Annotated in this window: 14 protein-coding genes; 13 read left to right on the top strand and 1 reads right to left on the bottom strand. The window is 68.0% G+C overall.

Features of this window, described 5'->3' with window-relative positions; all coding sequences use genetic code 11:
- The first annotated feature begins 8 nt into the window (after positions 1–8).
- From CDO44_RS26845 to ugpQ, 5 genes are all read left to right on the top strand, one after another.
- Entirely contained in the window at positions 9–581 is a 573-nt protein-coding gene (locus tag CDO44_RS26845) for a MarR family winged helix-turn-helix transcriptional regulator (protein WP_087783333.1), read from the top strand.
- On the top strand, positions 578–1,792 hold the full coding sequence (locus tag CDO44_RS26840) for an NAD(P)/FAD-dependent oxidoreductase (RefSeq protein WP_087783332.1): 1,215 nt from the start codon (positions 578–580) through the stop codon (positions 1,790–1,792). The genes CDO44_RS26845 and CDO44_RS26840 overlap by 4 nt, the downstream gene beginning before the upstream one ends.
- Before the next feature lie 195 nt (positions 1,793–1,987).
- A complete protein-coding gene (locus CDO44_RS26835) occupies positions 1,988–3,238 on the top strand; it encodes a D-amino acid dehydrogenase (protein ID WP_087783331.1) in 1,251 nt (416 codons plus the stop codon).
- A gap of 42 nt (positions 3,239–3,280) precedes the next feature.
- Positions 3,281–4,729, top strand: coding sequence for an extracellular solute-binding protein (locus CDO44_RS26830; protein ID WP_144389603.1), 1,449 nt, complete (start codon positions 3,281–3,283; stop codon positions 4,727–4,729).
- A complete protein-coding gene (gene ugpQ, locus CDO44_RS26825) occupies positions 4,726–5,502 on the top strand; it encodes a glycerophosphodiester phosphodiesterase (RefSeq protein ID WP_087783329.1) in 777 nt (258 codons plus the stop codon). The genes CDO44_RS26830 and ugpQ overlap by 4 nt, the downstream gene beginning before the upstream one ends.
- A 7-nt stretch (positions 5,503–5,509) precedes the next feature.
- Here ugpQ and CDO44_RS26820 read toward each other — a convergent pair whose 3' ends face one another.
- Positions 5,510–6,253 carry a metallophosphoesterase gene (locus CDO44_RS26820; protein ID WP_087783328.1) on the bottom strand — a complete coding sequence of 248 codons (744 nt, stop codon included), beginning with the start codon at positions 6,251–6,253 and terminating at the stop codon, positions 5,510–5,512.
- 159 nt (positions 6,254–6,412) lie between these two features.
- Here CDO44_RS26820 and CDO44_RS26815 point away from each other — a divergent pair, with 159 nt between their 5' ends.
- From CDO44_RS26815 to CDO44_RS26780, 8 genes are read left to right on the top strand one after another with little or no spacing between them, the layout of a single operon-like run.
- Positions 6,413–7,210 carry a TcpQ domain-containing protein gene (locus tag CDO44_RS26815; protein WP_158213456.1) on the top strand — a complete coding sequence of 266 codons (798 nt, stop codon included), beginning with the start codon at positions 6,413–6,415 and terminating at the stop codon, positions 7,208–7,210.
- A 3-nt stretch (positions 7,211–7,213) separates the two neighbouring features.
- Complete coding sequence (locus CDO44_RS26810) at positions 7,214–8,821, top strand: hypothetical protein (protein ID WP_233146384.1); 1,608 nt, start codon at positions 7,214–7,216, stop codon at positions 8,819–8,821.
- Positions 8,822–8,830: 9 nt separating this feature from the next.
- Positions 8,831–10,141 carry a type 4b pilus protein PilO2 gene (locus CDO44_RS26805; protein WP_087783325.1) on the top strand — a complete coding sequence of 437 codons (1,311 nt, stop codon included), beginning with the start codon at positions 8,831–8,833 and terminating at the stop codon, positions 10,139–10,141.
- Positions 10,134–10,655: a hypothetical protein gene (locus tag CDO44_RS26800; RefSeq protein ID WP_144389602.1), complete on the top strand. Its 522-nt coding sequence runs from the start codon at positions 10,134–10,136 to the stop codon at positions 10,653–10,655. The genes CDO44_RS26805 and CDO44_RS26800 overlap by 8 nt, the downstream gene beginning before the upstream one ends.
- Positions 10,656–10,685: 30 nt before the next feature.
- Positions 10,686–12,569 carry a GspE/PulE family protein gene (locus CDO44_RS26795; protein ID WP_233146383.1) on the top strand — a complete coding sequence of 628 codons (1,884 nt, stop codon included), beginning with the start codon at positions 10,686–10,688 and terminating at the stop codon, positions 12,567–12,569.
- Positions 12,566–13,669, top strand: coding sequence for a general secretion pathway protein (locus tag CDO44_RS26790; RefSeq protein ID WP_087783323.1), 1,104 nt, complete (start codon positions 12,566–12,568; stop codon positions 13,667–13,669). The genes CDO44_RS26795 and CDO44_RS26790 overlap by 4 nt, the downstream gene beginning before the upstream one ends.
- A 10-nt stretch (positions 13,670–13,679) precedes the next feature.
- Positions 13,680–14,264 (top strand): type 4 pilus major pilin, encoded by a 585-nt coding sequence (locus CDO44_RS26785; protein ID WP_087783322.1) that lies wholly within the window; start codon positions 13,680–13,682, stop codon positions 14,262–14,264.
- 7 nt (positions 14,265–14,271) lie between these two features.
- The gene (locus CDO44_RS26780; RefSeq protein WP_087783321.1) at positions 14,272–15,837 is read left to right on the top strand and encodes a type II secretion system protein; all 1,566 of its coding nucleotides are present in this window, start codon (positions 14,272–14,274) and stop codon (positions 15,835–15,837) included.
- Positions 15,838–16,225 lie beyond the last annotated feature (388 nt).

Raw genomic sequence — 16,225 nt, 5'->3', positions numbered from 1 at the left:
TCCGAGGCATGACCGTCAAACACCGCGAACGTCCGGCGCGCGCCGCCGCGCAGGGCCCCGCTGTCGATCTCGATCGCTATACCCCTGCGTATTTCACCTTCATTGCCAACAAGCTGGCGCGCGGTGCTTCCAAGCACTATCTCGAGACCTATGGCGTGGGCATCGAAACCTGGCGCATCATGGTCATGCTGGCGATCGAGGGCAAGGTCACCGCACAGCGCGTGTGCCAGCTCATCGGGATGGACAAGGCCTCGGTCAGCCGCACATTCAAGAGCATGCATGCGCAGGGGCTGATCTCGTTCAGCTCCGACGACTACGACGGGCGGCTGCGCTATGCCACCTTTACGCCGGCGGGCCGGGAGATGCACGACAGCATCATGAAATTCGCGCTCAATCGCGAACAGGCCTTCCTTTCGGTGCTGGCGCCCGAGGAGGTCGAAGTGCTGATTGATCTCCTGCGCCGCCTGCACGAGAACCTTCCCATGGTGGACGCCACGTCCGACGCCTTCATGGAAACCCAGCGCGCCCTGGGGCGGGTCCCGCCCCGCGGCCCGCGCAGACGCAAGACTTCCCAGCCATGACCCGACTCGTGATCGTGGGCGGCGGCCATGCCGCCGCCCAACTGGCCGCCTCGCTGGCCGAAAAACGCTTTTCCGGCCAGGTCGTCCTCGTCAGCGACGAGGCGCAGATTCCCTACCACCGTCCTCCCTTGTCCAAGACCTTGATCAAGGATCCCGAGGCGCCGCTGCCCGAACTGCGGGGCGCGGCATTCTACGAGCAGGCCGGCATCGAACTGCGGCTTGGCACGCGGGTGCTGAGCATCGACCGCGCGCGCAAGGCGTTGCGCCTGTCGTCGCCCGAGGGCGAGAGCGAGCTGGCATACGAGCACCTGGTGCTGGCCACAGGCGCCAAGGCGCGCGAACTGCCGCAGGCGCCCATCGGCACGCCGGGCGTCCACTACCTACGCACCTACGCCCAGGCGCAGGCGCTGCGTGATGCCTTGCCCCAGGCCCGGCGCGTCGTGGTGCTGGGCGGGGGCTTCATCGGCCTGGAGATCGCGGCCACGGCGCGCCAGCTCGGCAAGGAAGTGGTGGTGTTCGAGGCCATGCCGCGCCTCCTGGCGCGAGCCGTCTCGCCCGCCATCTCCGACTTCCTGCTCGAGACGCACCGCCAGGCCGGCATCGACATCCGGCTGGGCACGATGGTGGACGGCCTCGATATGGCGCAAGGGCGGGCCATCGGCGTGATCGCAGGCGGCGAACCGGTGCCGGCGGACCTGATCATCGCCGGCATCGGCGCCACGCCCGACGTCGAACTGGCGCGCGATGCCGGCCTGGACTGCGACAACGGCATCGTGGTGGATGCCACCATGGCGACCGGGGATCCGGCCATCTCGGCGATCGGCGACTGCACGTCGTTTCCCCATCCGGCCTGGCCGCAGCCGCTCAGGCTCGAGTCCGTCCAGAACGCCAACGACCAGGCCAAGACCCTGGCCGCGCGACTGTGCGGCGAGCCGCAGCCCTACACCGCCGTGCCGTGGTTCTGGTCCGACCAGGGCGAGGCGCGGCTGCAGATCACCGGCCTGTGGCGCCCCGGCCATGAGAGCGTCCTGCGACCCGCGTCGCGGGGCAACGGGTTCTCGGTGCTGCATTTCGATGGCGTGCAGTTGCGCGCCATCGAGTCGGTCAATTCCCCGGTCGACCAGATGGCGGCCCGCCGCCTGATGCAGGCGGGCCAGTCGCCGGACAAGGCCATGGCCGCCGATCCGGCCCATCCCCTGAAAGCGGCCTGATTCGCCGGCAGGCCCGCTGCAACGGGCCTTTTCCCTATCCTCGGCCGCCCCGAGCGAAGGCGCCTGCGTGCGGTCGCCTTTCCTGCATGGGGAACGCTTGCATCCTGCCGCGCCCGGGACGATACACTTACGCTTTGTGCCGCCTGCCGGGGCGGCGCCATGGCGGACCGGATCCGCCGGGCCCGAGGAGCAAGAATGAAAGTCGTTGTATTGGGTAGCGGAATCATCGGCACGTCGAGCGCATGGTGGTTGCGCCAGTCCGGCCATGACGTGACGGTGATCGACCGCCAGCCCGGCGCGGCGCAGGAAACCAGCTTCGCCAACGGCGGCCAGATATCGGTGTCCTATGCCGAGCCCTGGGCCAATCCTCAGGCGCCGCTCAAACTGGCGCGCTGGCTCCTGAAGGGTGATGCGCCGCTCCTGTTCCGGCTGCACGCCGATTGGCACCAGTGGCTGTGGTGCCTGGCTTTCCTGCGCGAATGCCTGCCTGCCCGGCTGCCGCGCAACATTCGGGCCTTGGTCAACATGGCGGCCTACAGCCGTGCGACCCTGCAGGCCATGCGGGCCGAACTGGACATCCGCTACGACCACCTCGAAAAAGGCATCATCAATTTCTACCGCGACGCCGCCGAGTTCGACGCTTCGCAAAAGGCGGCCGACCTGATGCGCGAGCACGGCGTGGACCGCCGGATCCTCAGCACCGAAGAGCTGGTGGCGCTGGAGCCGGCCCTGGCGCCGCAAAGCCACCGCATCGTCGGCGGCGACTACACCGCCGCCGACGAAAGCGGAGACGTCTATCTGTTCACCACCGCGCTGGCCGAAAAGGCCGCGGCGGCCGGCGTGGAATTCCGGTTCTCCACGCAGATCACGCGCCTCCTGGCCGAAGGCGGGTGGGTCAAGGCGGTGGAAACCATCGACGAGCACGGCCGCTACGCCAAGGTCCAGGGCGATGTGTTCGTGGCCGCGCTGGGCAGTTTCACCCCGGAACTGGTGCGGCCGCTGGGCGTCTCCTGCATGGTCTATCCCGCCAAGGGCTATTCCGCGACATACCCCGTTACCGATTCCGCCCGGGCCCCCACGGTCAGCCTGACGGACAGCGCCCATAAAGTGGTATTTTCGCGTCTGGGAGACAAGCTGAGGGTGGCGGGCACCGCGGAACTGAGCGGCTATTCCCGCGCTCTGAACACTGCGCGTTGCGAGGCGCTGACGGCGCTGACCCGGGAGCTGTTTCCCGGGGCGCTGGACCTGGACAATGTCGCATACTGGTCCGGGCTGCGTCCCGCCACGCCGTCGAACGTGCCCCTGATCGGGCGCACGCGCCTGCCCAACCTCTACCTGAACACCGGCCACGGCACGTTGGGGTGGACCATGGGCTGCGGTTCCGGGAAGGCTCTCGCCGATCTTGTCTGCGGCCGCCGGCCGCAGGTCGACTTTCCCTTTTTGTGAGTATGTCGCTTGAGTTTGACTATGTTTTCGGAGAACGGATCGATGCAGCCGACTGAGCGCTGGTTGAAATGGGGTGTGTCGGTTCTGGCCGCCGGCGTCCTGGCCGTGAGCGGCCTGGGTGCCGCGACGGCGCAGAACGCCAAGAAGAGCAACGCCAAGCCGGCCGCCAAGGCCGCTGCCAAGAAACCGGCATCCACGGCCAAGAAGGCCGCTGCCGGGGCGGCGGGCGCGGCAGCCGCCGGCGCCGCGGCGGCCCATTCGGGCCCCATCGAATTGCAGGTGTGGCATACCCTGAATCCCCAGCAGGCCGCGGAGTTCGATACGCTGGTACAGCGCTTCAACGAGCAGCAGCACGGCTTCACGGTGAAGGTGACCGGAAAGCCGTCGGCCGAGGCGCTGATCGAGGACGGCATCGCGGCCGTCCGCGCCAAGCGCGCGCCGCACCTGGTCGAACTGCCCGACAACCGGTCGCCGGAATTCATCGCCAGGCAGGGCGCCATCCTGCCCATGTACGAACTGCTGGCCAAGTATCCCATCAAGGACCTGCGCTGGTTCCTGCCGCAGACCACCAGCACCATGCGCGACGCCAAGGGCCGGCTGCTCGCGCTTCCCTGGATGGCCGACATCCCCATCTACCTCTACAACCGTGACCTGTACCGGCGCGCCGGCCTGAACCCGGACGCCCCGCCGCGTACCTGGCGCGAAATGCAGGCGCACCTGATCGCGCTGCTGCAGAACGGCGTCAGCTGCCCCTATGCGACGAGCTGGCAGACCTGGGTGCACGTGGAAAACCTCTCGGCCATGCACAATACGGCCTACGCCACGCGCAATAACGGCCTGGACGGTTCCAACGGCGCGCAGCTGCTCGCCAACGACCTGCTGCACGTACGCCACCTGGCGCTCATGATGAGCTGGGTGCGCAGCCACCTGTTCCCGGTGCGGTCCGACCGCGACCAGGCGGACGCCTCTTTCGCCTCCGGCGAGTGCGCGGTGCTCACCAGCGGCAGCAGCGCACTGTCGCTGGTGCAGAGCAAGGCCAACTTCTCGTACGGCGTGGCGCCGCTGCCCTACTACGAAGAGGAAGCCACGCACCCGAGCACCCCCTTCGTCGGCGGATCCGCATTCTGGGCGCTGGGCGGCCATTCCACGGCCGAGCAAAAGGCCTTGGCCACCTTCATCGCCTACCTGGCCTCGCCGGTCGTGGCGAGCGAATGGCACCAGAAGACCGGCTTCCTGCCGTTGACCGAAGCCGCCTACCGCGCCTCGGACGTGTCGTTCTACAAGAACATTCCGGGCGCCGAGGCGGTGGTGCGTGCCATGGCCAACCCGCCGGCCAAGTTCACCCGCGGCTTCCGGCTGAACAACTACGACCGTGTCAGCGAGATCATCGACAGCGAGCTGAACGCCGTCTGGAACGGCGTCAAGCCGCCCAAGCAGGGGCTGGACGACGCCGTGGCCCGCTCGTCGGCGGTGATGAGCGCCAAACGATGAAAACCGGGGCCAACGCCGTTCCCGCAACGCGCTGGCCGTATCCACGGATACTGGCGCATCGCGGGGGCGGCGCGCTGGCTCCCGAGAACACCCTGGCGGGCATGCGCGAGGCCCATGCCCGAGGCATCCGCGGCGTCGAGTTCGACGTCATGCTCGCTGCCGACGACGTCCCCATTCTCATGCACGACACCCAGCTCGGGCGCACCGTACCGGGCGTGGGCGACGTCGGCGCGTTCGACTCCGAGGAACTGGCGCGCATGGATGCCGGCGCGTGGTTCGATCCGCGTTTCCAGGGCGAGCCCGTGCCGCGTCTGGAAGACGTGGTGCAGTGGCTGCGCCGGCACGAGATCTGGATGAACATCGAGATCAAGCCCATGCCGGGCCACGACGTGGACACCGGACAGGCGGTGGGGCAGATGGTGCAGGACCTGTTCGCGGATACGGCCGATCCCGGACGGCTGCCGCTGTTCTCGTCTTTTTCCGCCAAGGCCCTGGCCGTGGCGCGCGAGGTCGCGCCGGGCATTCCGCGCGGCCTGCTGGTGGAGAGCGTGCCGCCCGACTGGGAGGCACGTCTCGCGGCGCTCGAGTGCGTGTCGCTGCATTGCCGGCACGATCGGCTGGACGCGGGCGTGGCTCATCGCATCAAGGCGGCCGGCTACGGCCTGATGTGCTACACCGTCAACGATCCCGCGCGCGGGCGCGAGCTTTTCTCGTGGGGCGTGGACGCCCTCTGCACCGATCGCTACGACCTGGTCGGCGCCGACCTGCGTTGACGCGACTTCAGATCGTCACCACAAGCTCCGGGTCGAACTCCTCGTTCTCACCCGGATAACCGCCCGGGTTGGCCACGACGCGCGCCTTGCCGATGCGATAGTCGAAACAGGTATGCGTATGGCCATGTATCCAGAGATCGGCCTTGGCCACGAGCTCGTCGAGGTTGGACGAGAACGCCGGTGAAAGCTGGTTGCCCTTGTACTGTTGCGGCACGGAGCGCTCGCTCGGCGCGTGGTGGGTGACGACCACCGTGCGGCCCGCATAAGGCGTATCGAGCTGCCGGGCCAGCCAGTCGCGCGCCGCCTGGTGCAACGCGATGCAGGCCGTAGGCGTGAATCGCCCCTCGTCGGTATCGATGCAGCTGAAATCGGGCATGACGCGCAGGGCCATGGCCTGCGCCAGTTCGTCGCCCGGCGATCCGTACAGCGCAAAATCCGCCCACAACGTGGCGCCCAGGAAGCGCACGCCGTCCAATTCAAGCGCCTCGTTCTGCAGCAGGTGCACGCCGTGGCGGCGGGCCGTCTCGCGCATCTTGCGGTCCAGCCTGCCCATGTGGGCCGAATAGAACTCATGGTTGCCGGGCACGTAGACCACCGGCGTATTGCCGAAGGCGCGGCCGGCCCATTCGATGCCGAGATCGTGCGTATGGATGTCGCCGGCCAGGACGACGAGATCGGCGTCGATGGCGGGAAGCGGGCGGTTGCCGCCGAAGTGCTCATGGTGGAGGTCGGAGAGGATTCTGATGCGCATGCGGATCCTGTAGGTCGGGCAAGCAGGACAAATGCGGCCTTACGTACGTAGTTCACACGCTACTCGCGCCTTGCCGCCTGCGGCACGATGCAGCCCTGGTCGCGGCCGGGGGCCGCGTCGCTTTGCCAAGGGTTCATTATGCATCCGTGCCGAACAGCCGTGTCCGTTCTTGCCATGTGGGCGTGGGGCGTCGCCCAGGCGCAACCCGCCGCGCCGGCCCCCGGAGCTGCCAACCGCGGCGTCTACGATTTCGCCTATCGCATCGAAGGCGACAAGCGGGTTGCCCCCGTGCAGGTTTTCGACGACGGGCGGCAGACCTACATGCAGTTCCGGGTGGGCCAGATCCTGCCCGCGATTTTCACCGCCGGTCCGCAGGAAGAACGGCTGGCTGCGGTGGCCTGGCAGGGGGGGTATGCGGTAGTCGCCGGTACGGCGCGCGAATTCACGCTGCGCATCGGCGACGTCGTTGCCCGCGCCCGCTACGAGGGGCGCGCGTCCCAGGCCGGTATGGACGGCGGTTCCGACATGGGCGCGGCCGCCGCGCAGCCGGCGTATGGCGACACGCGGGCGGCGCCCTCGCATGGCGCTCGCGCGTACGCCGCGTCTGCCGGCCTGCCGCGCGGCGATATGTTTTCCGGCCACATGCCCGCCGGGCCGGCACAGGCCTACGAGGCCACGCCGGCCGACCGGACGATGCGCCAGGCCTTGGCGCGCTGGGCCAAGGCCTCGGGCTGGACGTTCGAGTCCGAGCACTGGACCGTGGACGTGGATATCCCGCTGGCCGGGGCCGCCAGTCTCGGCAGCGATTTCAAGACGGCGGTGCGCGCGTTGCTGGCGTCCACCGAGCTGTCGTCGCGTCCATTGCAGCCGTGCTTCTATTCCAATCGCGTGCTGCGCATCATTCCCTTTGCCGAGTCCTGCGACCGTACCGCACAGGTCTCGGGCCAACAGGGGTAGGCGATGCCGACTATCCTTCCCCGGCGGCTCCTCAAGTACGGGGGCATGATGACGGCCGCGCTGGCGTGCGGCTGCGCACAGATCGAGGCCATGCGCAAGATCGACGATGGCGCGGCCCGGGCATCCCAGAGCATCGCCAGCGCGCAGATCGGATTCCAGCAGGCCGTCGTGAACGCGCGCCAGCGCCTGCAGGCGCAGGACGTCGATCGGCCATGGCTGGCCGGGCGGCCGCAGCCGCTGGCCCGGGAAGTCACGCTGCCGGAGCCGTTGCGCGCCTCGGTCGAGACGGCGCTGATGTTTCCCGGCGGCAAGGTGGACTTGCAGACGCTGGGCGAGCAGGTGGCGCTCGCCACCGGCATACAGGTTCGTGTCCGGCCCGAAGCCCTCTTGCCGCACGAGGCTTTCCTGCCCCGCCTGGCCACGCCTGCCGCGGCCGGCGCGGCGGCGCCCCCGGCCGGCCAGGTGGCGCTGCCCACCGGCTTGCATCCCTTGCCCCGTCTGCTCGACCTGGCCGCCAACCGCCTGGGCGTCTATTGGAAATACACGGCCGGCGCCATCGTTTTCTACCGCACCGAGACTCGGGTTTTCAACGTTCGCGCACTCACTCTCAAGGCATCGGCGGCGGCCAGCCTCGGACGCTCCGGAGGCGGCGGCGCGGGCGCCTTCGAAAGCGCGTCGTCCACTCGCATCGAGTCCGGCGGCAGCGATGCGCTGGCGGCCGTCAAGAGCAAGGTCGAGCCTTTCCTGACGCGGGCCGGCATCATTGCCGCCAACGGCGATGCGTCCGGGCTCATTGTCGTGACGGATACCCCGGAAGCGCTCGATCGCGTTGCCGCCTTCCTGGAGCGCGAGAACAAGGCGCTGACCCGGCGCGTGCGCCTGATGTTCGAGGAAATCGAACTGGTCGCCAGGAACCAGAGCGAGCAGGGCATAGACTGGAACCTGGTCTACCGCCGTACCCGCGAGGCCTTGCAGGGCGGCGCGCCCGAGTCGCTGGTATCCGACGTCGCGGGTACCGGCGTGGGCGTGTCCATCACCGGAGGCCGTTGGGACGGCACCGCCCTCGTATTGAAAGCGCTGAGCGAGGTCGGCACCATCACCCGGCGCACCACGGTGCCGCTGCAGACCTTGAATCGGCGTCCGGTCACGCATGCCGTCCGCACCACTTTCACCTACATAGACCAGGTGCAGGTCACGACTGTCGCATCCTCGGCGGGAACCTCGACCGCCCCTTCGGTCACGCAGAAAGAGGAAACCGTCGGCTCGTTCCTGACCGTCATCCCGGACGCGCAGGACGACGGCCAGATCCTGCTTACCATCGCCTACGACAATACCGTTGCGCAACCGCTCAAGACGCTGACCTTCGGCGCCAATGGCAACCAGGTGCAGTTGCAGCAGAAGACCATAGACGGCATGGGCACGGTACAGCAGGTGGAGCTGCGCCCGGGCCAACCCGTTCTCATTTCCGGTTTCGAGCGTTCGCAAGACCAGTACGACAAGCGCCGGCTCGACGAAGGCGCGCCGCTCATCCTCGGAGGGTCGGGCAAGACCGCGCGCGAGCGGCGCAATACCGTGGTACTGATCACGGCCCAGGTGGAAGAGGGGTTCTGAGGGCAGGGTATGAACGACTACGTCCTGCTCCGGTTCGACGACGATGAGCGCGTGCTGGTCCTCGGCATGCGCTGGCATACCATCCTGGGCAGCCGGCTCGATCAGCGCGCCAGGCAGAAGGCGCGGCAGGCCAGGGCCTCTCATTACGCCCATGCCGAGAACTCCGAGGCGGTCGGCGTGGTGAGGCTGAACCGCGCCGACCGTGGCCAAGCCGGGCGGTTCTATAGCGGTGCACTGGCATTTGCCGCCGAGCACCGGCAAGGAGTCGTCGCATTGCGGGCCGCGCTGCCCGATGGCAGGGCATGGGTGGTGGCGGCGCAGGCGGGCAAGGTCCTCACCCAATCCGATCGCGTCTACGATACAGCGGCCGATGCGCAGGCGGCGCTGGACGAGCTCGCCGAACGCCATGGCGACGACCTGACCGTCCTGGCGGCCGCCGACATCGACGGCGACGCCATGCCGTTTGCCGCGATGATGGGCGAATCCTCGGCACAGTGCCTGCTCAAGCCTTGCGGCTGGTCCTTGCCCTCCGTGCCGCGGCCGCTTGCGGTGGCGGTGCTGGGATGCGCCGCGGCTTTCTTCCTGCGGGCCGCCTGGGACTGGTACCGCAGCGGCGGCAACCAGGCGCTCCCGGCGCCGCCGGTCGATACGGACGCGGCTTGGTCGCATGTGCTGGGCGAATTCCGCAACCGGGTCCGGGTCGATGCCGAGGAAGACTGGAACGCGCTGTTGAGCCAGCTCGCCGATTTGCCGGCCGAGGTGGGCGGCTGGCGCCTCGCATCGGCGCAATGCAAGCGTGTTTCCCAAGCGGGATGGTCGTGCCTGGCAAAGTACGACCGCGTGCACCGCCTTGCCACCAATGCCAGCTTCCTGGCGGCTCGCCCCCGCGGATGGAGCGAGACATGGCAGCCCATGGACGCGGTGGTCGCGCGGTTCGCGGTCGCGAGGGACGGCCACCCCCTGGACATGTCGCGGCTCAAGACCAGTGTCGAGCACGAGAACGAGACCATCACCTCGCTGCAGCGCATTCTTCCGCTGCTGTCCGCCGCCACGCTGGGAGAGCCTTCTCCCGTAAGGCTGGAGGCGCCGCGTGACGAACACGGGCTTGCCATTCCTCCACCGGCGTCCATGCCGGTCATCCTCGAACGGCCTCTGACGCTAGAAGGGCCATTGCGTTCGATGTTCCTCTTGCCCGGCACGCTCGCGAGCCAGGTCGAGTGGCGTTCCGTATTCCTCACCGTCGACCCCGCCGCCGAGCCATCGTTGAACCGAAGCCGGCTCATGGCCGGCATCTCTGGAGTGCTTTATGCGCATGAATAAGCGGACCGCATGGGCGCTGGCCGCCGGTGTGGCGGCGCTGTCGCTGCTTTTCCCGCCCGCGCTGGCGAAGGAGGCGGAGCTCGAGAAGGTGCGTGAGATGCTCAGGCTCGACACCGAGCGTGCATTGGCTGCCGAACGTTCCCGTCAGGGGGCTGCGGGGCGGGGAGCACCGGCCGCGCCGGCACGGCGAGGCGACAAGCTCGTGCTTGCATCCGTCTACGGGTTGCGCGGAGCCCTGACCGCGGTCGTGCTGGTCAACGGCGAACCCAGGGTCTACCGCCAAGGGCGCGATTTGCCCCGCGGCGCCACTTCTTCCAATGCCGAGTACCGGCTGCAGCGCATCGAAGACGGCTGCGTCTATCTGCGCAAGGGCTCTGCCGGAGAGCGTTCCGCGTGTTTCGATCCATCGGCGTCGCTTCCACGGCCGCCCGTTGCCGGTTCGCCCGTGGCGGCCCCGATCTCGCCCCCGCCCGCCTTCCCGGTGCTGGCGCCGCCGCCTGTGATGCGCCCATGAGCCGCCCGCCATTTTCGACAGGAGTCCCCCATGCTCATTCCCGGTAGTCGCCTGCGCCGGCCGCGTACCGCCAGGCCCTGGTCCGCGCCGATGCCCAGCGAGCCCGCCTGCGAAGCAGACGGCCACGCGCCGGCTTCCATCGCCCGCATGGACAGCCGGGACCAGCTCGCCCGCATGACTCCCGCGTTCAAGCGGGCCTTGCGCACGGAATTCGACCTCGGCAATTTGCTCAACAAGCTCTGCCCGGTCGAGCTGGACAATGGCGAGGTGGCCCTGTTCACCGTCGAGGATTACGCCCGCAGCGAGCAGATCGAGGAATTCGAACGCATGGTGCGAGAGCGCGGACGGGTATTGGCGCGGCCCGCCCGGGTGGTGGTGCCGGCGACTCTCTTGCTTTCCATCGTGCGGGGCCAGATCACCGGCGAGACCCTGCGTTCGCGCCGCAGGGTGCTGCTGGACCCGGTAAAGAGCTCGATGGCCGCGGCGTTCCACGACATCGTGGCCTGGGGCGTCAGGCATGGCGCCAGCGATATCCACATCAATGTCCGCATGGCCCATCCCGAGTCCGAGATCCGGTACACGGTCGGCGGCCGCTACGTCATGCCCGAGCGATTCCGGGGCATGCAGACATCCACGCTGATGGAGGTCCTGGCCGTGGCCTACATGGACATACAGGGTGGCAACGGCGCGGTGTTCGACCCGGTGATCGAGCAGCAGGGCAGCATCCTGCATGAGGTCGACGGCGCACCGTTCATGCTCCGATGGGCGTCGTTGGCCACGGACGCCGGCGCCTCGGTCACCATGCGTCTCTTGCGCATGGACATGCGCGAACGGCCGCTTGACTTCGACCGGCTGGGCTACCTGCCGTCGCAGATCCGCACCATCGAACGGGCATTGACCGCGGAAGGCGGGGCGATCGTGCTGGCCGGCGTGGTCGGATCCGGCAAATCGACCACCATCGCCTCGATGATGTCCGCCATCCCGCCCACGCGCAAGGTCATCACCCTGGAGGATCCGGTCGAGTACCTGATTCCCAATGCGCTGCAGAACAGCGTGAGCCGGTCGCTCGACGGGGCCGTGTCGAACGAGTTCGATGCCAAGCTCAAGACCATCAAGCGATCGGCCATGAATGACCTGTTGATAGGCGAAATACGGGACCGGTCCACGGGCCGGGCCTTCATGGATCTCGCGAGCTCGGGCAGCAATCTGTATACGACGACGCACGCGGGGAGCGCGGCGCTGATTCCCGACCGGCTGGCCTCCGACTTCATCGGGGTATCGCGTCGCCTCCTGGCGACGCCCGGCATCCTCAAGCTGCTGATCTACCAGACCTTGCTGCCCACCCTGTGCCCTCGTTGCGCGCTGCCGTTTTCCTCCCTGTTCGATCGGGGCGGAACCGCCGAACGGGGCTCCAGCCGGGACCATTGGCGGACCTACGCCGACCGCTTGCACGAGCTGTACGGCCTCGATGCCGGACGCCTGAAGGTGCGCAACGCCGCAGGCTGCCCGGCGTGCCGCCAGGGAGGCCTGGTCGAGCTGCAAGGATATGCCGGCCGCACCGTGGCCGCCGAAATGATCGATCCGGCGGTCGACGACGAATTCCTGCGCCTGGTGCGCGACGCCGATACGCTGGCCTTGCGCGACTACTTCCGGTTCCAGCGCCGCACCGCGTTCGACCATCCGGACATGACGGGCAAGACCGCCATGGAATGCGCTGTCTACAAGGCGTCCCAGGGCTTGATCGACCCTCGGGACATCGAGCCCAGATTCGTCAGTTTCGAGACCCTGCAGATGCGGGGCAAGCGCCTTGCTCCGGCAGGGCGGCGCCCCGCGCAAAGGCGCAGGCTGGCTTCTGGCCGGGTACCCGCGCTGCTCGCGCGCCGGCGCGAAGCCTTGAACGGAGACGGCTCATGAGCCTTTCCGCAGGGAGCCTGCGCGTGGCGGGAGCCGCATGGCGGTTCAGGCCGATGCGGGCGGATTACTACGACTATCTTGCCGACGTCATGGAGGCCAGCAGCGGACGCAAGACGCTGCGCGACATTTTCCTCGACGACGCGCGGCGCTATGGACGACACCCGCGCGGCGTGCTGTCCGGGCACTGGGCCAGGCGCTACCAGGAAGGAGGCGGCGATCTGTACGAAACCTTTCGCTCCACCTTGCCCGACGACGATCTCGTCCTGATCCGGATGGCGCAACGCGGCGGGGCGGGCGCGCTCGAGCAGACCCTGCGCGACGTCGCGGCGGTGACGCGCCTGGTGGAGGAAACCCGGCGGACGCTGGCGGGCACGCTCGCCGTCGCTCTGGCGGCAGTCCTGGTCACGTTCGCGATGATCGTGGCGGTGCCGCTGTTTACCGTTCCCCGCCTGAAGCGCGCGTTCGGCATGGTCCCGGATGAATTCACAGGCGGCCTGACGCGCAAGCTCTATGCGTTTGCCGAGTTCATCCAGGCGAACCTCTTCCTCTCGGTATTGCTGCTCGGCGTGGCGATTTATTTCGTGGCGTGGTCCATGCCGAATCTGACAGGCCGGTTCCGCCGCCTGCTGGATCGCTGTTTCGTCTGGCGCCTGTACCGGGACTTGCAAGGCATAGGATTCCTGGCCGCGCTGGCGACCATGGTCAAGCGGCGCGGCAATGTCAGCACCGCATTGCGCGAGGCGCTCGACCTGCAAGTGGATGGCGCGACGCCATGGCGCCGCTGGCACCTGGAACAGATGATCGCCAACATCGACGATGGCCGTGTCGGCAGTTCGACCTTCGACACCGGCATCATCGAGACCGAAACCCTGTGGTTCCTGGCCGACCTGATCGCCGCGCGCGGCATGGACGCCGCGTTGCAGCAGACGCGATTGCGCCTCGAGGGCCGTTCCCTGCGGCAGGTCGCGCGAAAGGCCACGGCCGCGCGCTGGATCCTGCTCCTGGGATCCGTGGGCGTGGCGCTCGCCATCGTTTTCTGGCATGTGGGCGTCGTCAACGAAATGCGCTCCGCCCTGACCAATTATTACTCCAGCCGATGAGGTATTTCGCATGTCCCGTCATCCCCCCGCCTTGCCGGACCGCCAGAAGGGCTTTACCTTGGTCGAGGTCGCCATTGTTGCCGCCATTGTGCTGATCGCCGCCATCATCGGCATTCCGGCCATCAACGGCTACATCATCGAGAACAAGGTCCCCTCGGTCGGCCAGGAACTGCAGCGGTTCATCGCCCGGACCAAAGTATCGAACCAGGGGCTGGGCACCACGCCGTATGTCGGCATAGGCATCGTCCAGCTGGCCAACGCGCTGCGCAGCAGCAGCGTCATCACCGTCAACGGCACGGGCGCGACGGCCACCGTTCGCCACGGACTGGGCGCAACCGATGGCCGCATCGCGCTGGCCGCCGACACCATCACGACGGCAGGAGACGCCTTCGGGCTGACGCTCGACAAAGTCAACGAAGCGGCATGTCCCGCCCTGGCCGCCGTCATGCAGCGCGTGTCCGAGCGCATCGTCATCAACGGCACGGTGGTCAAGCAGCCGGGAACCGGGGGCGCCGCGGGAGTCTACAACGCGGCAGGGGCGGACGGCGCCTGCACGAGCGGCGATACGAATACGTTCTCCTTCACCGCACGCTAGGCCGGACATGATCACCTCGGCCAACGTTCGCGCCCGCTTCCGCGCCCATGCCGGGCAGCGGGGACTGACGCTGATCGAGCTGGCGATCGCGGCGAGCATCGCCATGGTAGTGGCCGTGCTGGCAGCCGGTCGCCTGATGCAGGAGGTCGACGATGCCGCGGCCCAGGCGACCGGCACCTACCTGCTGACGGTCAAGGGCGCCATGGATGGCTATCTCGTCCAGCACTACGACGCGCTGGCGCGCGGGCACGACATAGCGGGGGTGGCGACACCGCTCGCGCCCACCCTGGGCGAGCTGCGCGCCGCCGGCTTCCTGCAGGCGGCTTTCCCCGACCGGACGCCTTTCAACCAGGCCGTCGCCGTCCGCATCGAGCGCAGCGGCGTCTGTCCCGGCACGGGGTGCCGAATGGACGCCCTGGTCCATACCACCACCCCGCTGAAGACGCCGAGCTCGCCCGAGCCGAATGCCGATCTCATGGCCCAGGTCGTCATGGCGAGCGGAGGCTTCGGGGGCGCCGCCTACGTCAACCAGCCATCGGTAGTGCGCGGCGCAACCTATGCCGTGGCCAATCCGCTCGGAGCCACCGCCGGCATCGTCGGGGCGCTGGCGAGCCTGGATACCACGATGTTCCAGCAATTCGTGCGCATGCGCGACACCCGCAATCCCGACCTGCAAGGCGGGCTGGACGTGCAGGGGGCAGTCCGGCTGCACGACTCGCTCACGCTGCGCGGGGCGGCGGGAGACTGCGTCTCCGCCGGCAACGCCGGCATCGTCACCATACAGTGCGCGGGCGTGCTGCAGGCCAAGACCGGCCTGTTCCGGGCAGACAACGGCACCGTCGTGCACATCGATCCCGCCACGGGCGTCATTGCCAGCCAGCGGGTCAAAGGCGCCCTCGGACTGGCCACCGACAGAGGGTCGATCTTCGACGCCGCCGACGCGCAGCCCACCCTACGCGTGGCCGCGGGCCAGATGGTCGTCGCCACGGGAGAGGGGCTGGCCCTGACCGTCGCCGGCCGCGATCTCATCGGCCACGCCGGCATCTCGGCCGACCGGCTGGGCGTCAGGGAAGTGGCGGTTGCGAACACGGCCTGCTCCCCGCGGATATCGTCCGCGGCGGGCGTCAATGCCGAGTTCGCCCGCACCGCGGCGGGCGGCCTGCTCGTTTGCGCCGGAGGTTCGTGGCGAGAACTGGCAGCCCTGGCGGTGGCCGGCGCCGCCTGCGCGCCCAACGGCGCCTTCGCCACCGACACCGGCACAGGAACCGGCCTGGTGTGCCGCCTGGGGGTCTGGATGCGCGCCGACGATCTCTTGTCCAGCTACGTCATGACCGGCAGCCAGGTCGTCGCATCGGGCGACATGGTGCAGAAACCGGCCTGCGGCCAAATGGGCACCGCCGCGGGCACGCCGCTCATCTACCTGCTGCCCCAGATCGAGTCCTCGAAGGGGGCGTCGTTCACCCGCAAGGCGCTCGACGCAGGCGCGGCGTGGCAAGTGCAGCTGCTGGACTTCGACGGAGCGGTGCTGGGCGGGCAAGCCAAGGCGATTGCCCAGGTTTATTGCAAATACTGAGGGAGGAAATGATGCGAAGGCTCGTGGCGGGAATAAGTGGCTGCCTGGCGGCGGCGGTGCAAGCAAACGCGCAATTGGCCGCGCCGCAGGTGCGGACGCCTTGGGCGGATTCGACGCATATAACGGGAGTGGCGCAGAAGGTCATGCCGGATGCGCCGACGTCGCCGCCTATCAAGACTCCCGATCCTATTACTCCTCCGGTACCGTCAACCATACAGGAATTGCTTGATCGGATGAACGGAGCAGAGTTGTACTTCCGAGAGTTGTGGGATGGGAGAAGCGGCTGGGCAGATCTGCCATCAACCCTTCGCGTCGTTGTAAGAAGTTCAGGTGCGGAGATCCAAGCTCATAATCAATGGCAGGGCAGTTGGTACACACTCTGCACTTT

Source organism: Pigmentiphaga sp. NML080357, assembly GCF_002188465.1.
Taxonomy (GTDB): domain Bacteria; phylum Pseudomonadota; class Gammaproteobacteria; order Burkholderiales; family Burkholderiaceae_B; genus Pigmentiphaga.
This window is presented reverse-complemented; position numbering and strand designations above follow the sequence as displayed.

Excerpts from the sequence above, each read along its gene's own strand:
- CDO44_RS26805 (WP_087783325.1), top strand. The coding sequence starts at position 8,831 with ATGAACGACTACGTCCTGCTCCGGTTCGACGACGATGAGCGCGTGCTG.
- CDO44_RS26780 (WP_087783321.1), top strand. The coding sequence starts at position 14,272 with ATGATCACCTCGGCCAACGTTCGCGCCCGCTTCCGCGCCCATGCCGGG.
- CDO44_RS26835 (WP_087783331.1), top strand. The coding sequence starts at position 1,988 with ATGAAAGTCGTTGTATTGGGTAGCGGAATCATCGGCACGTCGAGCGCA.
- CDO44_RS26790 (WP_087783323.1), top strand. The coding sequence starts at position 12,566 with ATGAGCCTTTCCGCAGGGAGCCTGCGCGTGGCGGGAGCCGCATGGCGG.
- CDO44_RS26785 (WP_087783322.1), top strand. The coding sequence starts at position 13,680 with ATGTCCCGTCATCCCCCCGCCTTGCCGGACCGCCAGAAGGGCTTTACC.
- CDO44_RS26810 (WP_233146384.1), top strand. The coding sequence starts at position 7,214 with ATGCCGACTATCCTTCCCCGGCGGCTCCTCAAGTACGGGGGCATGATG.
- CDO44_RS26840 (WP_087783332.1), top strand. The coding sequence starts at position 578 with ATGACCCGACTCGTGATCGTGGGCGGCGGCCATGCCGCCGCCCAACTG.
- CDO44_RS26820 (WP_087783328.1), bottom strand. The coding sequence starts at position 6,253 with ATGCGCATCAGAATCCTCTCCGACCTCCACCATGAGCACTTCGGCGGC.
- ugpQ (WP_087783329.1), top strand. The coding sequence starts at position 4,726 with ATGAAAACCGGGGCCAACGCCGTTCCCGCAACGCGCTGGCCGTATCCA.
- CDO44_RS26830 (WP_144389603.1), top strand. The coding sequence starts at position 3,281 with ATGCAGCCGACTGAGCGCTGGTTGAAATGGGGTGTGTCGGTTCTGGCC.
- CDO44_RS26800 (WP_144389602.1), top strand. The coding sequence starts at position 10,134 with ATGAATAAGCGGACCGCATGGGCGCTGGCCGCCGGTGTGGCGGCGCTG.
- CDO44_RS26845 (WP_087783333.1), top strand. The coding sequence starts at position 9 with ATGACCGTCAAACACCGCGAACGTCCGGCGCGCGCCGCCGCGCAGGGC.
- CDO44_RS26795 (WP_233146383.1), top strand. The coding sequence starts at position 10,686 with ATGCTCATTCCCGGTAGTCGCCTGCGCCGGCCGCGTACCGCCAGGCCC.